This window comes from Rhodococcus opacus B4, assembly GCF_000010805.1.
Lineage (GTDB): Bacteria > Actinomycetota > Actinomycetes > Mycobacteriales > Mycobacteriaceae > Rhodococcus_F > Rhodococcus_F opacus_C.
In genome coordinates, this window is sequence record NC_012522.1 from 1,711,871 (window position 1) to 1,731,312 (window position 19,442).

Genomic DNA, 19,442 nt, shown 5'->3' on the forward strand with positions numbered 1-19,442 from the left:
CCGCTCACTTTGCCCTCGACACGCTGAGTTCGGCGAGGTCGCGCGCCACCTTGCACGGATCCGCCGCGGGTTGAGCGTCCGCATACATCACCGACCAGTGCACGAAGTCACCGCCGAATTCCACGCCGAGTTCACACAGAATTCCTTCGGACGAGGCGATGAAGCCGGGATGTCCTTGGATGTCGATGTCGGTGGCCGGCCTGCCGATCAGCTCGGAACCCGCCCGCTCGCGGCCGATCGGACTGCCGCGGTACCACGAGAACGTGACGCTGGGACCGCCGATTCCCGCGGTTTCCCATTCACAGCCGACGGAATTGCGCGTCACCCCGGTGAAGGGAGGCATCCCGAACGCCTTCGCCACCTCGTCGTCGGTGACCGAACCGCACTGGCCGAAAAACGGGCCCGGATCGGTCACCTGCGGAAGACTCTGCGCGGCGGGTGCGGTACCGGAATCGTCTCCGTCTCCCCCACAGCCGGCCAGACCGGCCGCGACGGTGATCAGGACGAGCGCTCCCCATTTCCGGCCCATGGTCGGTGACTCTACCGATCCCCGCGATCTTTGCCCGGTCAGTCGAGGACGGCCGCGTCGAGGCTCCACGGCTCCGCCAACTCACCGTTCCGCGGCAATGCCGCATCCAGCTGCGCCGCCCACTGCCGCACGATCTCCGCGCGTCTCTTGGAGTCGTCGGTGAGCACGTCGGCCAGGCCGAGTCCGCGGGCGAGATCGAGGGTGGCCTGGACCAGCCGGTGCGCCACCGGATCGGCGTCGTCGAACCCGAAGTGTTCGACCGCCGTGCGGTGCGCGACCCGGCCGAACCGTTCCTCGAGCGGCACGATCCGGGCCCGGAGTTCGGGGTCGGCGGCGGCCGCCGTCCACACCTGCAGCGCCGCCTTGAACAGGGTGCCGGTGTAGTAGTCGACGAGCCGCGACACCACCGCCTCGGTGCGCCCCTCCCCGGTCGGCAGATCGGTGGCCTCGCGCCGGGCCTGTTCCATCCGGGCGTCGAACATGACCTCGAGCGCCGCGGTGATGAGGTCTTCGCGGGTGGGGAAATGGTGCTGGGTCGCGCCGCGGGACACGCCGGCGCGCTGCGCGACGAGGCTCACCGTCGTCGCGCCCCAGCCCAGTTCGGCGAGGCAGTCGATGGTGACCTCGAGGAGGTGCCCGCGCGTGACCCGGCTACGGTCCTGCTTCGGTTCGCGGGTCATGTGTCACTTCCTCTCGTCGCGCTGCGCGCCCGTGCGCGGTGAGCGAGTCCTGAGACTCGTCAACCACGCACGGGGCCGGACGCCCATCTCGGCGGCCGCTTCTGCAGAAACGCCATCATGCCTTCCCGCGCCTCCTCGGATTCGAACAGCCTCGCCGACTGGGCGGTCAGCTCGTCGGTATAGCGGTCGAAGTCGGCGAGAACTGCGCGCGTCGTCAACGTCTTCGATTCGGCCATGCCCTGCGGCGACGCCTGCCGCAGCTGGTCCAGCAACTCCTCGACGGTGTCCGCCGGATCCTCGGCGGACTCACTGATCAGCCCGATCGCCTCCGCCTCGTGGGCCCCGAACTTCTCACCCGTCAGCAGGTAGCGGCTCGCGGCGCGCGAATCGATCCGGGGCAGCACGGTCAACGAGATGATCGACGCCGCGAGTCCGAGCCGGACCTCGGTGAGCGCGAACGTGCTGCGCGGCCCGGCGACGGCGAGGTCGCACGCCCCGACCAGGCCCATGCCCCCGGCCCTGACGTGACCGTCGATCCGGGCGATCACTGGTTTCGGCAGTTCCACGATGGCCCGCAGCAGTTCGGCCATCTGCCGAGTGCGCGAGCCGACGTCGCCGGACGTCTCGCTCAGATCCGCCCCGGCGCAGAACGTGCCGCCGGTGTGGGTGAGGACGACGCCGCGGACGTCGTTGTCCGCGGCGGCGTCCCGCAATCCCTGCAGCAGTTCGTCCACGAGCCTGCCGGAGATCGCGTTCCTGTTGTGCGGCGAGTCGAGGGTGAGTGTGGCAAACCCCCGGTTCACCTCGTACCGGACGTACCGGTCGGCTTCCACATCGGTCATGGGCTGTCCGTTCGACATCAGTACGACTTCGGCAGCCCCAGCGAATGCTGGGAGACGAAGTTCAGGACCATTTCCCGGCTCACCGGGGCGACGCGGGCGATGCGTGCCGCACCGAGCATGGCCGCGAGACCGTATTCCTTGGTCAGGCCGGCGCCGCCGTGCGTCTGGACGGCCTGGTCGAGCGCCTTGATGCTGGCCTCGGCGGCGGCGTACTTGGCCATGTTGGCGGCCTCGGCGGCACCGAAGTCGTCGCCGCTGTCGTAGAGGACCGCGGCCTTCTGCATCATCAGCTTGGCGAGTTCCAGTTCGATCTTGATCTGTGCCAGCGGATGCGAGATGCCCTGGTGCGCGCCGATCGGCTCCTTCCACACCGTGCGCTCCTTCGCGAACCGGACCGCGGCGTCCAGCGCGTACCGGCCCATGCCGATCGCCATGGCGGCGCCGAGGATGCGTTCGGGATTGAGACCCGCGAACAGCTGCATCAGGGCCGCGTCGTCCTCGCCGACGAGCGCGTCGGCGGGCAACCGGACGTCGTCGAGGAACAGCATGAACTGGTGGTCGGGCTCGACGATGTCCATCTCCATCGGCGTCTTCACGAAGTTCTCGGCGTCGGTGGGGACGATGAACAGCGCAGGCTTCAGCTTGCCGGTCTTCGAGTCCTCGGTCCGCGCGACGATCAGCACGGCGTCGGCCTGGTCGACGCCGGAGATGTAGATCTTGTTCCCGGTCAGCAGCCAGTCCTCGCCGTCTCGGCGAGCGGTGGTCGTGATCTGGTGCGAGTTGGACCCCGCGTCGGCCTCGGTGATGCCGAACGCCATGATCTTCGAACCGTCGGCGAGCGCGGGGAGCCAGGTCTGCTTCTGTTCGAGTGTGCCGTACTTGCCGATGATCGTGCCGCAGATGGCGGGCGAGACGACCACCAGCAGGAGGCCGGCTCCGTGGGCGGCGAGTTCTTCCTGGACGAGGGCCAATTCGTAGATGCCTGCGCCGCCGCCCCCGTATTCCTCGGGAAGGTTGACGCCGAGGAAGCCGAGTTTCCCGGCCTCGTTCCACAGTTCGGTCAGCGGTTCGCCGCGTCGCGCCCGGGGCAGCACGTAGTCGACGTAGTTGAAGCGCTCCCCGAGCCTCGACACGGAGGCGCGCAGTTCCTTCTGTTCTTCGGTCTCGATGAAGCTCATGACTCTCCTTCAGCGTGCGCTGCTTCGACAACTGCCAGAACCGTTCCCACGTCGACCTGCTGACCGGCGGTCACGGACAGTTCGGTGAGGACACCGGACGCCGGTGCCTTGATCGTGTGTTCCATCTTCATCGCCTCGAGCCACACGATCGGCTGACCGGCGGTCACCGAATCACCGGCCTCGGCCCCGACGCGGATGACCGAGCCCGGCATCGGCGCGAGCAGCGACCCCTCGGCGACGACGGCACTCGGATCGGTGAAACGCGGTGCGGCGTGCAGGCTCACCGGGCCCAGTGCGGAATCGACGAAGACGTCGTTCCCGTACCGGGACACCGCGAACGACCGGCGCAGCCCCGCCACATCGAGTGCGACGTGCCGTGCCGTCGCCGACACGAGTGCGACGTCGTCGAAGCCCTCGGCCTTCAGCCCGTACCGGGTGTGCCGGTACCGGATCTCGAGGTCTCCGCCGGTGCCGGTGAACGTCTTGCTCTGCGGCACGGAGGGAAGGTTTCGCCACCCGCTGGGCAGCGAGGGATTCACCGTCGCGACGTCGCGGTTGTGCGCGGCGTCGGCGAGCGCGGCGGCCAGCGCCGACAGTCGCTCCGCCTCCGCCGAGGCCAGCGGCGACGACAGCACGTCCAGGTCGTGGGTGTCGAAGAAGGCGGTGTCCGTGTCGCCGGCCAGGAAGGCCGGGTGGCGGAGCACGTTGACCAGGAGGTCGCGGTTGGTGCGCAGACCGTGGATCTGCGCGCGGCCCAGCGCCGTCGCCAGCCGGGTCGCGGCTTGCGTCCTGGTGGGCGCGAACGAAATGACCTTCGCGAGCATCGGGTCGTAGTGCACGCCGACGGCCGATCCGTCGACCACCCCGGAGTCCAGCCGGATTCCCGGCGAGCGGAGAACGTCGAATTCGACCGCATTGCCCGGCAATTCGAGGTGATGGACCGGACCGCTCTGTGGCTGCCAGTTCTGCGCGGGATCCTCCGCGTACAACCGGACCTCGATGGAGTGGCCGGACACGGCGGGCGACTCGGCGCCCAGCGCCAGCCCGTTCGCGACCTGCAACTGCAGGTCCACGAGGTCGAGTCCGGTGGTGCATTCGGTGACGGGATGCTCCACCTGCAGGCGGGTGTTCATCTCGAGGAAGTAGAAGTCGCCCGCATGGTCGGCCAGGAACTCGACCGTTCCCGCCCCCTCGTAGTCGATGGCCTTCGCCGCGAGCCGGGCGGCCTCGAACAGCCGCTCACGCATCCCGGGGACGGTCTCGACCAGTGGCGACGGCGCCTCTTCCACCACCTTCTGGTGCCGGCGCTGGATGGAGCATTCGCGCTCCCCCACCGCCCAGACGGTTCCGTGCCGGTCGGCCATCACCTGGACCTCGATGTGCCTGCCCGTTTCGAGGTAGCGCTCGCAGAACACGGTCGGGTCGCCGAACGCCGATTGCGCCTCGCGTCGGGCGCCTTCCAGCTGTTCGGGCAGGTCCGCGAGTGCCCGCACGACGCGCATGCCGCGCCCGCCGCCGCCGGCGGACGCCTTGACGAGAACCGGCAGATCGGCTTCGGTGACGGCGTCCGGGTCGAGTTCGGCGAGCACCGGGACCCCGGCGGCGGCCATCAACTTCTTGGACTCCACCTTGGAGCCCATCATCTCGATGGCCGGCGCGGGCGGTCCGATCCACGTCAGCCCCGCGTTGTGGACGGCGCGCGCGAAAGCCGCGTTCTCGGAGAGGAACCCGTAGCCGGGGTGGACGGCGTCGGCGCCGGCTAGCAGCGCCGCCTCGATGACGAGGTCACCGCGCAGGTAGGTGTCGCCGGGACTGTTGCCCGGCAGCCGGACCGCGGCGTCGGCCTCGGTGACGTGCGGGCCGAGTGCATCGGCGTCCGAGAACACCGCGACGGTCCCGATGCCTGCCCGGCGGCAGGTGGCGAAGACGCGGCGGGCGATCTCACCGCGGTTGGCAACCAATACGGACTCGATCATGTTCGTGCCTCACATCCGGAAGACGCCGAAGTTCCCGGCGCCTTCGATCGGGGCGTTGGCAATGGCCGACAGGCACATTCCCACCACGGTTCGGGTGTCGCGCGGGTCGATGACGCCGTCGTCGTAGAGGCGACCGGACAGGAACATCGGCACCGATTCGGCCTCGATCTGGTTCTCGATCATCGCGCGCATCCCGGCGTCGGCTTCTTCGTCGAATGCCTGCCCGCGGGCCTCGGCCGAGGCGCGGCTGACGATGGAGATGACGCCGGCCAGCTGCGCGCCGCCCATGACGGCGGATTTGGAACTCGGCCAGGCGAACAGGAATCGGGGGTCGAACGCGCGGCCGCACATGCCGTAGTGGCCCGCGCCGTAGGACGCGCCGAGCAGGATCGAGATGTGCGGGACGGTGGAGTTGGAGACGGCGTTGATCATCATCGACCCGTGCTTGATCATCCCGCCCTCCTCGTACTCCTTGCCGACCATGTAGCCGGTCGTGTTGTGCAGGAACAGCAGTGGGGTGTTCGAGCGGTTGGCCAGCTGGATGAACTGGGTGGCCTTCTGCGATTCCTCGCTGAACAGCACGCCGCGTGCGTTGGCGAGGATGCCCACCGGGTACCCGTGCAGCTCGGCCCAGCCGGTGACGAGGGACGATCCGTACATCGGCTTGAACTCGTCGAAGTCGGAGCCGTCGACGATGCGGGCGATGACCTCGCGCGGGTCGAACGGGATCTTGAGATCGGCGGGAACGATGCCGAGCAGTTCCTCGGGATCCTCGAGCGGCTCGATCACCTCGGCCCGGGGCGCGGGCCCCTGCTTCTTCCAGTTCAGTCGTTTGACGATGCTACGCCCGATCCGGATGGCGTCCTGCTCGTCGACGGCGAAGTAGTCGGCGAGACCGGACTTGCGGGCATGCATCTCGGCGCCGCCGAGGGTCTCGTCGTCGGATTCCTCGCCGGTGGCCATCTTGACCAGCGGCGGTCCGGCGAGGAATACCTTGGACCGTTCCTTGATCATGACGACGTGATCGGACATGCCCGGGATGTAGGCGCCGCCCGCCGTCGAGTTGCCGAAGACGAGAGCGATGGTCGGGATGCCGGCCGCGGACAGCTGGGTGAGGTCGCGGAACATGCGGCCCCCGGGAATGAACACTTCCTTCTGCGTCGGAAGGTCCGCGCCCCCGGATTCGACGAGGGAGATGACGGGAAGCCGGTTCTGCCGGGCGACGTCGTTGGCGCGGAACCCCTTCCGCAGCGTCCACGGATTGCTGGTGCCGCCCCGCACCGTCGGATCGTTGGCGACGATCAGGCACTCGACGCCCTCGACCACCCCGATACCCACGACGGTGCTGGCGCCGACCGGGAAATCGCTGCCCCACGCCGCGAGCGGGCACAGTTCCAGGAACGGCGAGTCCTGATCGAGGAGCAGTTCGATGCGCTCCCGGGCGAGGAGCTTGCCGCGTTTCTTGTGCCGCTCGGTGTACTTCTCGCCGCCGCCCGCGAGCGCCTTGGCGTGCTCGGTCTCGATCTCGGCGAGCTTCTCCGTCATCGCGTTTGCGGCGGCGGTGTACTCGTCCGAACCGGTGTCCAGAGCGGATTTCAACGTGGTCATGACTGATACCCCAATCGCTTTGCCGCGAGCCCCGTCAGGATCTCGGTGGTCCCGCCACCGATTCCGAGGATGCGCATGTCGCGGTACTGCCGTTCCACTTCGCTCTCCCGCATGTAGCCGAGACCGCCGAACAGCTGGACGGCCTGGTTGGCCACCCACTCGCCGGCCTCGACGGCGGTGTTCTTCGCGAAACAGACCTCCGCGATGAAGTCCTCGTTCGACACGAGCGATCGCTCCACCAGCGCCCGGGTGTAGACGCGGGCCACGTCCGTTCGCCGCGCCATCTCGGTGACGGTGTTCTGCACCGACTGCCTGCTGATCAGTGGCCGGCCGAACGTCTCGCGGTCGCGCACCCACTGCAATGTCAGGTCGAGGCACCGCTGCGCGCTCGAATACGCCTGGGCCGCGAGGGCGATGCGCTCGGTGAGGAACGCCTGGGCGATCTGCGCGAATCCGCTGTTCTCCTCGCCGACCAGGTTGGCCGCGGGGACCCGTGCGTCGACGAACGACAGCTCGGCGGTATCGGACGCCCGCCAGCCCATCTTGTCGAGTTTTCGGGCCACCTCGAATCCCGGTGTGCCCTTCTCGATCACGAGGAGGGACACCCCGGCCGCCCCGGCGCCGCCGGTCCGGACGGCGGTGACCACGAAGTCGGCGCGGACGGCGGACGTGATGAACGTCTTGGCGCCGTTGACGACGAAGTGGTCGCCGTCGCGGACCGCGGCGGTCCGCAGGTGCCCGACGTCGGAACCGCCGCCGGGTTCGGTGATGGCGAGCGAGCCGATGAGCTCTCCGCGCAGCGTGGGGCGGACCCACTTCTCGATCTGCTCGGGGTTCCCGGCCGCGGCGAGATGCGGCAGCGCGATGCCGGAGGTGAACAGGGAGGCGAACACGCCGCCCGACGCACCTGCCTGGTGGAATTCCTCGCAGATCAGCACCGCGTCGACGAGGTCGCCGCCCTCGCCGCCGACGGATTCGGGGAAGCCGGCGCCCAGCAGTCCCAGCTCGGCGGCGTCACGGTGGAGAGTGCGGGGCAGTTCACCGTCGCGCTCCCACTCGTCCAGGTTGGGCAGTACCTGTCGTTCGACGAAGCTGCGCACCGTCTTGCGCAGCTCCTGCCGCTCCGGTGTGTCCCACACGCTCACTACGTTGTCCCTTCGGGGAGGAGTGCCTTCGGTATGTCGAGGTGCCGGGATCTCAGCCATTCGCCGAGCCCCTTGGCCTGCGGGTCGAACCGGGCCTGGGACGCGACGCCCTGCCCGAGGATTCCCTCGATCACGAAGTTGACGGCGCGCAGTTCCGGCAGCACGTACCTCGTGACGGTGAGGTCGGCGGCCTCCGGGAGGAGGTGCTTCGCCTCGTCGACGGTCAGCGCGTGGACCAGCCATCGCCACTGTTCGTCGGTGCGCACCCACACGCCGACGTTCGCGTTGCCGCCCTTGTCGCCGCTGCGCGCCCCGGCGATGGTGCCGAGCGCGGCGCGGACGGTGGGCTCTGCCGCACGCGGCTCCGGGAGTGCGGGCTCGTCGACGTCCGCGAGTTCCCGGACGTCGGTGGCCGGTTCGATGTCGACGCGGGTTCCGTCCGGCAGCACCGCGACGTGCGGGACCTCCTTGGCGTACACGTATCCGGGGGTGAACACGCCGTAGGGCTGCCCCTGACCGGGCGGCGCCGTCAGCGTGAAGCCCGGGTAGCTCGCGAGTGCCATTTCGACTGCGACCGAGGAGAATCCGCGACCGACGGCGTTGGCGTCGGGGTCCCGGACGACGCAGCGGAGCAGCGCACTGGCCGCCTCCTCGGTGTCGGCGTCCGGGTGGTCGGTGCGGGCGAGCGACCAGTCGAGCTCGGCGGGCCGGACGGGCAGCCAGCCTTCGAGTTGCCGCTTCACCAGCGCCGCCTTGGCCTCGATGTCGAGGCCGGTGAGCACGAACACGGCCTCGTTGCGGAAGCCGGCGAGACTGTTCAGCGACACCTTGAGCTGCGGCGGCGGCGCCTCCCCGGTGACGCCGCTGATCCGGACCCGGTCGGGGCCGTCCTGGGTCAGGGCGGCGGTGTCGATTCGTGCGGTCACGTCGGGGCCGGCGTACCGGCCGCCCGTTACCTCGTACAGCAACTGCGCGGTGACGGTGCCGACGGTCACGGCGCCGCCCGTGCCGGGGTGCTTGGTGATGACGGACGAGCCGTCCGAGTCGATCTCGGCGATCGGGAACCCGGGACGGTCGAGGTCGTCGATCTCGGTGAAGAAGGCGTAGTTGCCGCCCGTCGCCTGGGTGCCGCACTCGATGACGTGGCCGGCGACCACGGCGCCGGCGAGCTGGTCGAAATCGTCTCGCTGCCAGCCGAAGTGCGCGGCCGCCGGGCCCACGATCACGGACGCGTCGGTGACCCGTCCGGTGACGACGACGTCGGCACCGGCGTTCAGGCACCGGGCGATGCCCCACGCGCCGAGGTAGGCGTTGGCGGTCAGCGGGCTGCCCAGCCCCAGTTCCGCGGCCCGGCCGATCAGGTCGTCGCCTTCGACGTGGGCGATCTTCGCCTGCAGCCCCAGCTTGTCGTTCACCTCCCGCAACGCGTCCGCGAGCCCAGCCGGATTGAGCCCGCCCGCGTTCGCGACGATGCGGACACCGCGGTCCAGGGCCAGACCCAGGCAGTCCTCCGCCTGACGGAGGAACGTCTTGGCGTAGCCGCGGTTCGGGTCCTTCATGCGATCGCGGCCGAGGATCAGCATGGTGAGTTCGGCGAGGTAGTCGCCGGTCAGGTAGTCGAGTTCGCCGCCCTCGAGCATCTCGCGCATCGCCGACAGGCGGTCGCCGTAGAAGCCGGAGCAGTTGCCGATCCGCACGCTCATCGGGTTCCCGCCTCCCGGCCGCCGCCCGCGGGGCCGGCGAAGGCCTGAGCGATGTTCAGCCACGCGTCGGCGTCCGCGCCGGTGGCCTCGAGGGCGAGGTCGGCGCGGTTCGCGCGCTGGGTGACGAGGAGACAGAAGTCTTCCGCGGGACCGGTGACCTTCTGCGCGGCGTCCTCGGGGCCCCAGGTCCAGACGGACACTCCGTCGGGGGCGGTGAGTTCGACGCGGAACTCGTCCGCGGGTGGGGCGAGTTCGTTGACGGCGTAGGCGAAGTCGCGGGTGCGGACTCCGAGATGGGCGATGCTCTTCAACCGCTCGGTGGGTTTGCGGGGCACCCCGAGTGTGTCGGCGACGTCCTGGCCGTGCGCCCACGTCTCCATCAACCGGGCCGTGGCCATCGACGCCGCCTTCATCGGCGGCCCGTACCAGAGGATCTTCTGCCCGGGCGGCACCGCCAGGAGCGCCTCCGCGAGCCGGGTCCGGGCCGAGCGCCAGGCCGCGAGCAATTCTGCGGGCGAGCGCCGGGCGTGTTCGGCGGCGCCGGCGTCGACGAAGCCGCCGGGATTGGAAGCGGCCACCGTCAGTTGCTCGGTGAAGCCGTCGGGGTCGGTGATCGCGAGCAGCGCGGCCTCGTCGGTCCACAGCAGATGTCCGATCTGGTGGGCGATGGTCCAGCCCGCGGCCGGTGTCGGATCGGCCCAGCGGGAGTCGGGGAGTTCGGCGACCAGGGCGTCCAGGGAATCGCTCTCGGCGCACAAATCATCGATGAACCTCTGCAGTTCAGCCATGCGACCAGCATCACACCGGACCGAGAAAAAAGCAAGCACGCCTGATTGTTATTCGATCGGCGAGCTGACATCCTGGTCAGGTGATCCGACAGATGCTCACCCAGGCCGCGCTCAACCCACTTCCCTCCCCGCGCGCCCTGGCGGCGCGATTGGTCCCGGGATCCGGCCACCGTGTCGCCGGCAAGAGAATCCTCGTCACCGGCGGTTCCTCGGGGGTCGGCGAGGCCGCCGCACGCCGGTTGGCCGCGCTCGGCGCGGAGGTCGTCCTCGTCGCCCGCGGAGCCGACGCACTCGAGGCCGTGCGCAACGACATCCTCCGGTCCGGCTGCGACGCGCACGCCGTCCCCTGCGACCTCACGGACCCCGAGTCCGTCGACGCTCTCGCCGCGCGGGTGCTCGGGGAGATCGGCCCCGTCGACGTTCTCGTCAACAACGCCGGACGGTCGATCCGGCGGACCGTCGAGGACTCACTGGACCGGTTCCACGACTTCGAACGCACCATGGCCGTCAACTACTTCGGCTCGACGCGGCTGACCCTGGCCTTCCTGCCGTCGATGATCGAGCGGGGCGAGGGCCACGTGATCAACGTCGCGACGTGGGGCGTGCCCGCCGGGGTCATGCCCAAGTTCTCCGCCTACCACGCGTCCAAGGCAGCCGTCGGCGCGTTCGGCCGGAGCCTCGGCGCCGAACTGCGCGACCGCGGAATCTCGGTGACCACCCTCGACTTCCCGTTGGTCCGGACGCCGATGATCGCGCCCACCACGGACTACGACGCGATGGCGGCCCTGACTCCCGAGCAGGCAGCGGAATGGTTCGTCACAGCCGTGCGCACCCGGCCGATCGAACTGCTGCCCAGTTACGCCGAATTGTTCCGGCTGCTCGGCACGTTCGCGCCGTCCGCCACCGACGCTCTGGTGCGGCGCACCGGTATCTGAGCGGGATGACAGACTGGGACGGTCTCGAATCCGCGCTCACCCGAGGGAGTCGTCCATGACCGACGCCGTGCTCACCACCCGCGATGGCGACATCGTCACCTGGACGCTCAACCGCCCGGAGGCCCGCAATCCCATCTCCGAGCCGGACGTGATCGAGGCGCTCGAGAATGCGGTGGCCGATGTCAACGGTGACCCCAGCGTGCGCGCCGCGATCGTCACCGGTGCAGGTTCGGCGTTCTCCTCCGGCGGCAACGTCAAACACATGCGCGACCGCGCAGGAATGTTCGGCGGCTCGCCCGCCGATCTGCGGCAGGGCTACCGGCACGGCATCCAGCGCATTCCGCTCGCCCTCTACCACTGCGAGGTGCCGACCATCGCCGCCGTCAACGGGCCCGCGATCGGCGCCGGCTGCGATCTGTCGCTGATGTGCGACATGCGGATCGCCTCCACGGCCGCCGTGTTCGCCGAGAGCTTCGTCAAGGTCGGGCTCGTTCCCGGTGACGGCGGCGCCTGGTTCCTGCCGCAGTCCGTCGGGATGGCACGGGCCAGCGAGATGGCGTTCACCGGCGACGCGATCGACGCCGCGAAGGCCCTCGAGTGGGGACTCGTCTCGCAGGTCGTCGAACCCGGGGAACTCCTCGGCGCGGCGCGGGCGCTCGCCGACCGGGTAGCGGTCAACCCGCCGCAGGTGCTGCGGATGACCAAGAAACTGCTGCGCGAGGGCCGTCACCAGAGCCTCGAAAGTCTCCTCGAACTGTCGGCGGCCATGCAGTCGCTCGCCCACCACACCGAGGACCACCACGAGGCGGTCGGCGCGATGCTCGACCGGCGCTCCCCGACCTTCACCGGCCGCTGACAGCACCCCGGTGACAGCCGAACCCCGGAGCCAGCTTCTTCCCGTCGTCTCGGTCCTCGGGTCGGTGCTGTCCGTCCAGTTCGGTGCGGCGTTCGCGAGCACCCTGTTCGACGCGGTCGGCGCCGGCGGCGCCGTGTCCCTGCGCCTGACGATCGCGGCGATCATCCTCGGGGTGATCGTGCGGCCGCGGTGGCGACGGTGGACACGAACCCAGAGGCAGGGAATTCTCGCCCTCGGAGTGGCACTCGCCGTGATGAACTCGGCGTTCTACGAGGCCCTCGCGCGGCTCCCGCTCGGCACCGCCGTCACCATCGAATTCCTGGGTCCGCTCACCCTCGCCGCCGTGCTGTCGCGAAGGCTGCAGGACGGCGTGTGGGTGCTCGCGGCGCTGACCGGCGTGGTGCTGCTCGGGCTGCGCGAGAACTCGGGCGCCGACTCCCTGGACCTCGTGGGGGTGGGGTTCGCACTCGTCGCCGGCACGGCGTGGGCCGGTTACATCGTCGCCGGCTCCCACCTCGCCGCGAGGGTGCCCAGCGCGGACGGCCTCGCCGGAGCGAGCATCGTCGCAGCGGCGCTGACGATTCCGCTCGGCGCGGCGTCCGGCGGCACCGCACTGTTCGACCCCCGGATCCTGGCCGTCGGCGCGGCGGTGGCCCTGCTGTCCTCGGTGATTCCGTACTCGCTCGAACTGCGGGCGCTGCAGGTGATGAGCAAGAAGGTGTTCGCCGTGCTCATCGCGCTGGAACCGGCGGCCGCCACCCTCGCCGGGGTGATCGTGCTCGGGCAGGTCCTCGGGCTGCAGTCGCTCGCCGCGATCGCGCTCGTCGTCGCGGCGGGCGTCGGATCCGTGCTGAGCAACCGGTAGCGGCCCGTGTGACGGGCCCGGCTGGCAGGATCGACACGTGAGCACCGCGAACCTGACCCGAGCCGAAACCGCCGAACGTTCCCGCGCGATCGAGGTTCTCGGTTATCGGGTGGAACTGGACGTCCTCGGCGCAATCGATCCGGACGTCGGGACGTTCGCGACCACGACCACCGTCGAGTTCACCGCGAGAACGTCCACGACCTGGCTCGACTTCCTCGGCGCCGGCGTGGACTCGGTGACGGTCAACGGCGCCGGCGTTCCCGTCGACTACGACGGCGCCCGCATCGCGCTGGCCGGGCTGCGGGAGTCGAACGTCGTGACCGTCACCGCCCGGGGCGAGTACAGCCGTTCCGGTGAGGGACTGCACCGCTTCCTCGACCCGGCCGACGGCCGGACGTACCTCTACACACAGTACGAACCGGCGGACGCGCGGCGGGTGTTCGCGTGCTTCGAGCAGCCGGACCTGAAGGCGCCGTTCACGTTCGTCGTCACCGCGCCGCAGGAGTGGGAGGTGATCTCCAACCAGCAGGTCGCCGAGCGCGACGACACCGCGGGCGGGCAGGTCGTCACGTTCGCGCCGACCCTGCCGATCTCGACGTACATCACCGCGGTCGTGGCCGGGCCCTACCACCGGGTGGACGCGGAGTGGAGCGGCGGCGACCTCACGATCCCACTGGGCGTGCTCTGCCGGGCGTCGCTCGCGCAGTACCTCGACGCCGACACGATCTTCGAGATCACCCGGCAGGGGCTGGGCTTCTTCGCCGAGGGCTTCGACTACCCGTACCCGTTCGGCAAGTACGACCAGGTGTTCGTCCCCGAGTACAACCTCGGGGCCATGGAGAACCCGGGCTGCGTGACGTTCACCGAGGCGTACGTGTTCCGCGGGGCCGCCACCGATTCCCAGTACGAGGGCCGCGCGAACACGATCCTCCACGAGATGGCCCACATGTGGTTCGGCGACCTCGTCACGATGGTGTGGTGGGACGACCTGTGGCTCAAGGAATCGTTCGCCGACTACATGGGCGCACTGGCGAACGCGGAAGCCACCCGGTGGACCGACGCGTGGGTCGCCTTCGCCAACCGCCGCAAGGCGTGGGCGTACCTGCAGGACCAGTTGCCGACGACGCATCCGATCGTGGCGGACATCGTCGACCTCGAGGCCGCGAAACTGAACTTCGACGGCATCACGTACGCGAAGGGCGCCAGCGTCCTCAAACAACTCGTCGCGTACGCCGGGCGGGAGGCGTTCTTCGAGGGGGCGCGCCGCTATTTCCGCGCCCACGCGTTCGGGAACACCACCCTCACGGATCTGCTGACGGAACTGTCGGCGACGTCAGGCCGGGACCTGACGAGCTGGGCACGCGCCTGGTTGCAGACCACCGGGGTGTCGGCGCTGAGCCTGGAACGGGACGCCGACGGGCGCGCCGCGATCGTGCAGACCGACCCCCGGCCACATCGGCTCGGCGTGGGTCGCTTCGACTTCGACGGGGCCGGCGATCTCGTGTGCGTGCAGCGCATCGAGGTCGACCTCGCCGACCCGAGCACCCCGATCGACCTCGGCGACGCACCGCTCGTGGTGCTCAACGACGCCGACCTGACGTACGCGAAGGTGCGGCTCGACGACCGCTCGCTGAGCACCACCGAGCAGTCCCTCGACCGCGTGCGGGACCCGCTGGCGCGCGGCCTGATCTGGTCGTCGCTGTGGAACACGACCCGCGACAGCGAACTGGGCGCGCAACGGTATCTGTCGATGGCCCAGCGGTTCTCCCCGGCGGAGTCGCATCTGACGCTCCTCTCGTCCGTGCTGGCCAACGCCCCGTACGCGATCGAGCACTACCTGCCCGAGCCTTCTCGCGTCGCCGCCCGCCGCGAGTGGCTCGACCACACGTGGCGTGCGTTGTGGGACGCCCCGCCGGCGTCGGGGAGCCAACTCGCCTGGGCACGTGCGGTGGCGGCCGCCGCCGAGGTGGACGACAGTCGCGCGGTGAACATCCGTTCGCTGCTCGACACCGACGGGCAGGCACCGACGGGATTGTCGCTCGACCCGGACCTGCGGTGGGCGTTCCGGGGCGCGCTCGCCGCCACCGGGCACGCCGACGACGCGGACCTCGACGGTGAACTGCGCCGCGACGACACCGGTTCCGGCCGCACCGCGTACCTGCGGGCGACGTTCTCGCGACCGGAACCGGACGTGAAGGCGAAGGCCTGGGAATCGATCTTCCACGACCACACACTGTCCAACGACCATCTCGGCGCGATCATCGCCGGGTTCCGCGCAGGCGCCCGGCACGACCTCGTCGCGGGATTCGCCGCCGAATACTTCGCGTCGATCCGCTCGGTGTGGGAGTCGCGCAGCATCGAGATCGCCCGGCGGATCGTGGTCGGGCTGTTTCCGTCCGAGACGAATCTCGACGCCGCGGACGGATGGCTCGCCGGCCACACCGATGCACCCGCTGCGCTGCGCCGACTGGTGGTCGAGCAGCGGGATCACCTCGCCCGGGACCTGCGAGCGCAGGCGTTCAACAGCCCAGACGTCACCGGCTGACCGCGCGGGCGCCGTTGGTCGTTGCAGTCCACCGTTTCAGGACGCCTCGCCACTCGCCCGACGCGCTGTCGCCGGCCCAGGCGATGTAGCCGTCGGGACGGACGAGCAGCGCGGGTCCGTCCGCGGTCCGGGTCACCGCGGGAAGATCGCCGGGAACCGGCGCCCCCGGCTCGACGACCAGGACGAACCCGCCCGAGCGCAGCACCTCGTACAGCCGGCCGGCGTCGGTGGCCAGATCTTCGGCGCGCCGGCCCACCAGGGCGCTCTCCCCGGCGTCGCGGCCGTAGCCGATACCGATGCCCGAGAACATCCGCGCGACCGCGTCACCGATCGGCGGGAATCCGAGAAGCGCCGCCACTGCGCCGTTCCGGAGCTTCCGCAGAATCCACGGCCGAACGGTCATCATGCGCATCGTGACTCCGCTCGACCGCAGTACCAGCCGCCCCACCGGGTGCCTCTCCGAGTGATACGTGTCGAGCACCGCGTCGTCCGCGCCACCCAGGACGGCCGCGAGTTTCCAGCCGAGATTCATCGCGTCGTGGATGCCGGTGTTCATCCCCTGACCGCCCGCCGGTGAATGCACGTGGGCCGCATCGCCTGCAAGGAACACCCGGCCCGTCCGGTATTGCGGGACCTGCCGTTCGTCGCTGTGGAATCGCGACTGCCACCGCACGTCGCCGAGTCCGTAGTCGGTGCCCATCGCGGTCCGGATGGTGGCGCGCAGTTCCTCCCGGTCCACGGGGGCACTGTCGTCCACCTGATGCCTGCGGTTCCAGGCGATCACACGAAACAGGTTGTCGCCGTAAGGCGCGATGAAGGCGAATCCGTCGCGGACGGCGTTGACGGTCACGAGGTTGTCCGGTGGATTCTCGAGTTCGACGTCAGCGAGCATGATCGACCGCAGCACGGCCTTGCCCGGGAACGGTTGCCCGATCATCGTGCGCACCCCGCTGTGCGCGCCGTCGGCACCGACCGCATACGTCGCGTGGAAGGTGCCGGCGCGGCCCGAGCCGTCGTGGCCGTGAACGCGGACGCCGTCGCCGTCCTGCTCCACCCCGGTGACGGTGAATCCCCGCACGAAGTCGGCGCCGCGCTCCCGGGCGTGCGCCTCGAGGAGAGCGTCGACGTTCTGCTGCGGGGTGACGAGGACGTACGGGAAGCGGGACCGCAGGCGCCCGAGGTTCAGCGCTGCGCCGCGCCACAGTTTCAGACCCGGCGAGGCGGCGCCGGTAGCCACGAGACGGTCGGCGAGTCCGCGGGCGTCGAGCAGTTCGAGAGTGCGGGCGTGGACGCCGAACGCGCGACTGAGGGTCGACGGCGCCGCGCGCTTGTCGAGCACCGTCACGGATCGGCCCGCCGTCGCCAACTCGGCCGCGAGCATGCATCCGGTGGGTCCCGCGCCGATCACCACCACGTCGATGTGCTTCATGATGCTGCCTCCGATCGAAAGGTTCCCAGCAAGTCAACAACTGTTGACTTCGACGTTAGACGCGTCCCGACGCCAGGTCAACAGTTGTTGACTACACTGCGGGAATGCCTGAACGCCGCGCCCGCTCCGCCGTCACCACCCGCGCCGCGATCCTCGACGCGGCCCGCGCCCGGTTCGGCACCGACGGCTACGAACGCACGACGATGCGCGCCGTCGCGTCGGACGTGGGCGTCGACCCCGCACTCGTGGTCCGGTACTTCACCAACAAGGAGTCACTGTTCGCCGAGGCCGCCGAATTCGAACTGCACCTACCCGACCTCCACGACGTTCCGGTGCAGGAACTCGCGACCGTGCTGATGCCGCGCTTCTTCGCGGTATGGGAGAACGACGGCGCGTTCCTCCCCCTGCTCCGCGCCGCGGCCAGCAGCCCACGGGCCGCCGAAGCGATGTTGCAGGTCTTCGCCCGCCAGGTGGCGCCCGCACTCGCAGCGGTCGCGGTCGATCACGCCGACGAGCGCGCGGCCCTCGTCGGGTCGCAGGTCCTCGGACTCGCCTTCTCCCGCTACGTACTCCGGGTACCGCCCCTCGCGGACATGACGCACGAACAGCTGATGCGGTGGGTCGGGCCCGTGCTCGAGTACTACCTCACCACGGAAACCCGGTAGCCCTACCGGTGATGCCTGCCGCCGTTCAGCATCCAGCGGGCATCGAGTTCACTCGTGCTGCGCCGGTGTCGCCGGATGGTGAACGACGTGATCGGCAGCCGCTCGACGATTCTCGCGTCGGCTCGCGGATCGCCCGCGATCCCTTGTTCGAGAACCGAATACGCGGTGTGGTTGACCGAATGGACGGCCAGCCTGAGGGCGTCGAGCGCCGTCGGCCTCGGCCCGAACGCGGCGAGCGTGTGACCGCCGTCCACCGCGGTCTCCACCACCGCGTAGAAATGCCAGTCTGCGCCCGGATCGCCAGTCATGTTGCGCCTCGCTCGTTGTGCTTCTGTGAGCTGTGCCATGACGGTATCGCGAGGGTACGACACGTTTCGGCGCCGCGCCGGTCAGGCCACGGACCGGCGGCCGATCCCGAAAAGCTTCTGGGGGGCGTCGATTCCCTCGAGCTGGTGACTGCCCGCGGGTTCGCCCCAGAACTCGTCGCTGTCCAACTCGTCGTAGAACTCTCCCGTCACCACCACCTCCTGGGACGGCGCGACCGCGACGACGCGACCGGCCGTGCCGACCGGCCTGCCGAACCAGTCGCCTGCGCTCGGAACCGCGGTGCCCCAGGCGATCCCGGCCCGCAACTGCGGAAGCCCCTCGGTACGCGCGGCCTGCACGAGGTCGAGCGCGACGTGGGCCAGCGCGTTGGGATCGGGCGAGACCATCATGACGGCGTCCCCGATCGTCTTCACCAGACGCACCGGGGGCGACACCAGATCGGTGGCCACCCGGTCGAGGCGCTCGGCCACCCGGCCCAGATCGGCGGGCGCCGCCTGCTCCCCGAGCAGCGTGAATCCGACGAGGTCCGCGAAACAGACCCCGACCTCCTGCGCTCCCCGCACCCGCAGGTTCGAGTCGCCCGCGATCCCCACCGCATCGGACCGCAATTGGTGGCGCAGAGCGGTCGCGATGAGATGAGCCAGGATCTGCGCCTCGAAATCCACGATGCGACGCACCTCCACCGCATACCGCAAAGCCACCTCGGGGTGCTCCCGCGTCGCCTCGAGCCGCTCCTGCAGGAGCGAATCGGCCGCGCCGGCGACCGTCCAGAGGTTGCGGCCGAGAACCCGGGCGGCAGCGAAGATGGCGCTCTCGTCGAGACCCAGGTCCCGGTACTGCTCGAGTCCGCGCGCGAGATCGAGGTCGCCGTCGTCGTAGAACGTGCCGTCCGACGACGCACCCCGGCCGATGGCCCGGAACCACCGGCGGGCGTCGTCGACCGTCACACCCACCTTCCGGGCGATGTCGTCGATGCTGTACCTGCCTTTCGGCGACAGCGCGTGCTCGAGCAGCAGGTGGGCGAGGCGATCGCCCCGCGCGGCACCGCGGAGGTCGTCGATGGACGCCCCGTCCTCGATCAGGGTGTTCAGCACCCCCATGCGCGCGGACCGGTCCGGCCCGCTGAGCCCGTCGAGGAGGCCGGCGCGTTCGAACTCGTGGAGTAGCGACGGCGGCGGGCCCGGGCGTCGCAGCGGGCGGGTCGGCGGGGACACCAGACGCCCCGTCCGGGGCGTGATCCGTCGGGGCTGTCGCGGAGTGCGCACGTCCTCATCGTCTCAGGAACGTGGTCGCACTTCGCCGTAATCCTCCGAACTCGCTGTCGCCGTGACCGGAACGGGGCTGGCGCGCGCCGCCTGGGGTGGAACGATG

Annotated in this window: 17 protein-coding genes; 5 read left to right on the forward strand and 12 right to left on the reverse strand. The window is 69.9% G+C overall.

Going from position 1 to position 19,442, the window contains the following annotated elements; all coding sequences use genetic code 11:
* Positions 1-4: 4 nt before the first annotated feature.
* Genes ROP_RS07970 through ROP_RS08010 form a run of 9 tightly spaced genes read right to left on the reverse strand, consistent with a single transcriptional unit; the run spans position 5 to position 10,449 of the window.
* Positions 5-529, reverse strand: coding sequence for a DUF3558 domain-containing protein (locus ROP_RS07970; protein WP_012688824.1), 525 nt, complete (start codon positions 527-529; stop codon positions 5-7).
* Between the two features lie 38 nt (positions 530-567).
* Positions 568-1,209, reverse strand: a complete 642-nt coding sequence (locus ROP_RS07975) for a TetR/AcrR family transcriptional regulator (protein WP_012688825.1) — start codon at positions 1,207-1,209, stop codon at positions 568-570.
* Positions 1,210-1,268: 59 nt separating this feature from the next.
* Positions 1,269-2,069, reverse strand: coding sequence for an enoyl-CoA hydratase family protein (locus ROP_RS07980; protein ID WP_080512444.1), 801 nt, complete (start codon positions 2,067-2,069; stop codon positions 1,269-1,271).
* Positions 2,069-3,229, reverse strand: coding sequence for an acyl-CoA dehydrogenase family protein (locus tag ROP_RS07985; RefSeq protein ID WP_012688827.1), 1,161 nt, complete (start codon positions 3,227-3,229; stop codon positions 2,069-2,071). The genes ROP_RS07980 and ROP_RS07985 overlap by 1 nt, the downstream gene beginning before the upstream one ends.
* Entirely contained in the window at positions 3,226-5,205 is a 1,980-nt protein-coding gene (locus ROP_RS07990; RefSeq protein WP_012688828.1) for an acetyl/propionyl/methylcrotonyl-CoA carboxylase subunit alpha, read from the reverse strand. Before ROP_RS07990 ends, ROP_RS07985 begins: the two co-directional genes overlap by 4 nt.
* Before the next feature lie 9 nt (positions 5,206-5,214).
* Positions 5,215-6,813: an acyl-CoA carboxylase subunit beta gene (locus ROP_RS07995; protein ID WP_012688829.1), complete on the reverse strand. Its 1,599-nt coding sequence runs from the start codon at positions 6,811-6,813 to the stop codon at positions 5,215-5,217.
* Positions 6,810-7,958: an acyl-CoA dehydrogenase family protein gene (locus ROP_RS08000; protein ID WP_012688830.1), complete on the reverse strand. Its 1,149-nt coding sequence runs from the start codon at positions 7,956-7,958 to the stop codon at positions 6,810-6,812. Before ROP_RS08000 ends, ROP_RS07995 begins: the two co-directional genes overlap by 4 nt.
* Complete coding sequence (locus ROP_RS08005; RefSeq protein ID WP_012688831.1) at positions 7,958-9,661, reverse strand: acyclic terpene utilization AtuA family protein; 1,704 nt, start codon at positions 9,659-9,661, stop codon at positions 7,958-7,960. The genes ROP_RS08000 and ROP_RS08005 overlap by 1 nt, the downstream gene beginning before the upstream one ends.
* On the reverse strand, positions 9,658-10,449 hold the full coding sequence (locus ROP_RS08010; RefSeq protein WP_012688832.1) for a TIGR03084 family metal-binding protein: 792 nt from the start codon (positions 10,447-10,449) through the stop codon (positions 9,658-9,660). The genes ROP_RS08005 and ROP_RS08010 overlap by 4 nt, the downstream gene beginning before the upstream one ends.
* A 92-nt stretch (positions 10,450-10,541) precedes the next feature.
* Between ROP_RS08010 and ROP_RS08015 the strand changes: the two genes are divergently transcribed.
* From ROP_RS08015 to pepN, 4 genes are read left to right on the forward strand one after another with little or no spacing between them, the layout of a single operon-like run.
* Positions 10,542-11,384: an SDR family oxidoreductase gene (locus tag ROP_RS08015; protein ID WP_012688833.1), complete on the forward strand. Its 843-nt coding sequence runs from the start codon at positions 10,542-10,544 to the stop codon at positions 11,382-11,384.
* A 55-nt stretch (positions 11,385-11,439) separates the two neighbouring features.
* On the forward strand, positions 11,440-12,240 hold the full coding sequence (locus ROP_RS08020) for a crotonase/enoyl-CoA hydratase family protein (RefSeq protein WP_012688834.1): 801 nt from the start codon (positions 11,440-11,442) through the stop codon (positions 12,238-12,240).
* Between the two features lie 10 nt (positions 12,241-12,250).
* On the forward strand, positions 12,251-13,105 hold the full coding sequence (locus ROP_RS08025; protein WP_012688835.1) for an EamA family transporter: 855 nt from the start codon (positions 12,251-12,253) through the stop codon (positions 13,103-13,105).
* Positions 13,106-13,142: 37 nt separating this feature from the next.
* Positions 13,143-15,650 (forward strand): aminopeptidase N, encoded by a 2,508-nt coding sequence (gene pepN, locus ROP_RS08030; protein ID WP_012688836.1) that lies wholly within the window; start codon positions 13,143-13,145, stop codon positions 15,648-15,650.
* On the opposite strand, the gene ROP_RS08035 is transcribed toward pepN, so the two are convergent.
* Positions 15,640-17,079: an FAD-dependent oxidoreductase gene (locus ROP_RS08035; RefSeq protein WP_012688837.1), complete on the reverse strand. Its 1,440-nt coding sequence runs from the start codon at positions 17,077-17,079 to the stop codon at positions 15,640-15,642. The two genes, pepN and ROP_RS08035, sit on opposite strands and share 11 nt — an antisense overlap.
* A gap of 104 nt (positions 17,080-17,183) precedes the next feature.
* Here ROP_RS08035 and ROP_RS08040 point away from each other — a divergent pair, with 104 nt between their 5' ends.
* Positions 17,184-17,744, forward strand: coding sequence for a TetR family transcriptional regulator (locus tag ROP_RS08040; protein WP_012688838.1), 561 nt, complete (start codon positions 17,184-17,186; stop codon positions 17,742-17,744).
* Between the two features lie 2 nt (positions 17,745-17,746).
* On the opposite strand, the gene ROP_RS08045 is transcribed toward ROP_RS08040, so the two are convergent.
* Positions 17,747-18,052 (reverse strand): hypothetical protein, encoded by a 306-nt coding sequence (locus tag ROP_RS08045; protein ID WP_012688839.1) that lies wholly within the window; start codon positions 18,050-18,052, stop codon positions 17,747-17,749.
* 81 nt (positions 18,053-18,133) lie between these two features.
* A complete protein-coding gene (locus ROP_RS08050; protein ID WP_043824399.1) occupies positions 18,134-19,336 on the reverse strand; it encodes an adenylate/guanylate cyclase domain-containing protein in 1,203 nt (400 codons plus the stop codon).
* Positions 19,337-19,442 lie beyond the last annotated feature (106 nt).

What these genes read in the sequence shown, in the direction of transcription:
- ROP_RS08035 (WP_012688837.1), bottom strand. Translation starts at nt 17,079, where the DNA reads ATGAAGCACATCGACGTGGTGGTGATCGGCGCGGGACCCACCGGATGC.
- ROP_RS07995 (WP_012688829.1), bottom strand. Translation starts at nt 6,813, where the DNA reads ATGACCACGTTGAAATCCGCTCTGGACACCGGTTCGGACGAGTACACC.
- ROP_RS08040 (WP_012688838.1), top strand. Translation starts at nt 17,184, where the DNA reads ATGCCTGAACGCCGCGCCCGCTCCGCCGTCACCACCCGCGCCGCGATC.
- ROP_RS07970 (WP_012688824.1), bottom strand. Translation starts at nt 529, where the DNA reads ATGGGCCGGAAATGGGGAGCGCTCGTCCTGATCACCGTCGCGGCCGGT.
- ROP_RS07980 (WP_080512444.1), bottom strand. Translation starts at nt 2,069, where the DNA reads ATGTCGAACGGACAGCCCATGACCGATGTGGAAGCCGACCGGTACGTC.
- ROP_RS07990 (WP_012688828.1), bottom strand. Translation starts at nt 5,205, where the DNA reads ATGATCGAGTCCGTATTGGTTGCCAACCGCGGTGAGATCGCCCGCCGC.
- ROP_RS08010 (WP_012688832.1), bottom strand. Translation starts at nt 10,449, where the DNA reads ATGGCTGAACTGCAGAGGTTCATCGATGATTTGTGCGCCGAGAGCGAT.
- ROP_RS07985 (WP_012688827.1), bottom strand. Translation starts at nt 3,229, where the DNA reads ATGAGCTTCATCGAGACCGAAGAACAGAAGGAACTGCGCGCCTCCGTG.
- ROP_RS08015 (WP_012688833.1), top strand. Translation starts at nt 10,542, where the DNA reads ATGCTCACCCAGGCCGCGCTCAACCCACTTCCCTCCCCGCGCGCCCTG.
- ROP_RS08020 (WP_012688834.1), top strand. Translation starts at nt 11,440, where the DNA reads ATGACCGACGCCGTGCTCACCACCCGCGATGGCGACATCGTCACCTGG.
- ROP_RS07975 (WP_012688825.1), bottom strand. Translation starts at nt 1,209, where the DNA reads ATGACCCGCGAACCGAAGCAGGACCGTAGCCGGGTCACGCGCGGGCAC.
- ROP_RS08045 (WP_012688839.1), bottom strand. Translation starts at nt 18,052, where the DNA reads ATGACTGGCGATCCGGGCGCAGACTGGCATTTCTACGCGGTGGTGGAG.
- ROP_RS08005 (WP_012688831.1), bottom strand. Translation starts at nt 9,661, where the DNA reads ATGAGCGTGCGGATCGGCAACTGCTCCGGCTTCTACGGCGACCGCCTG.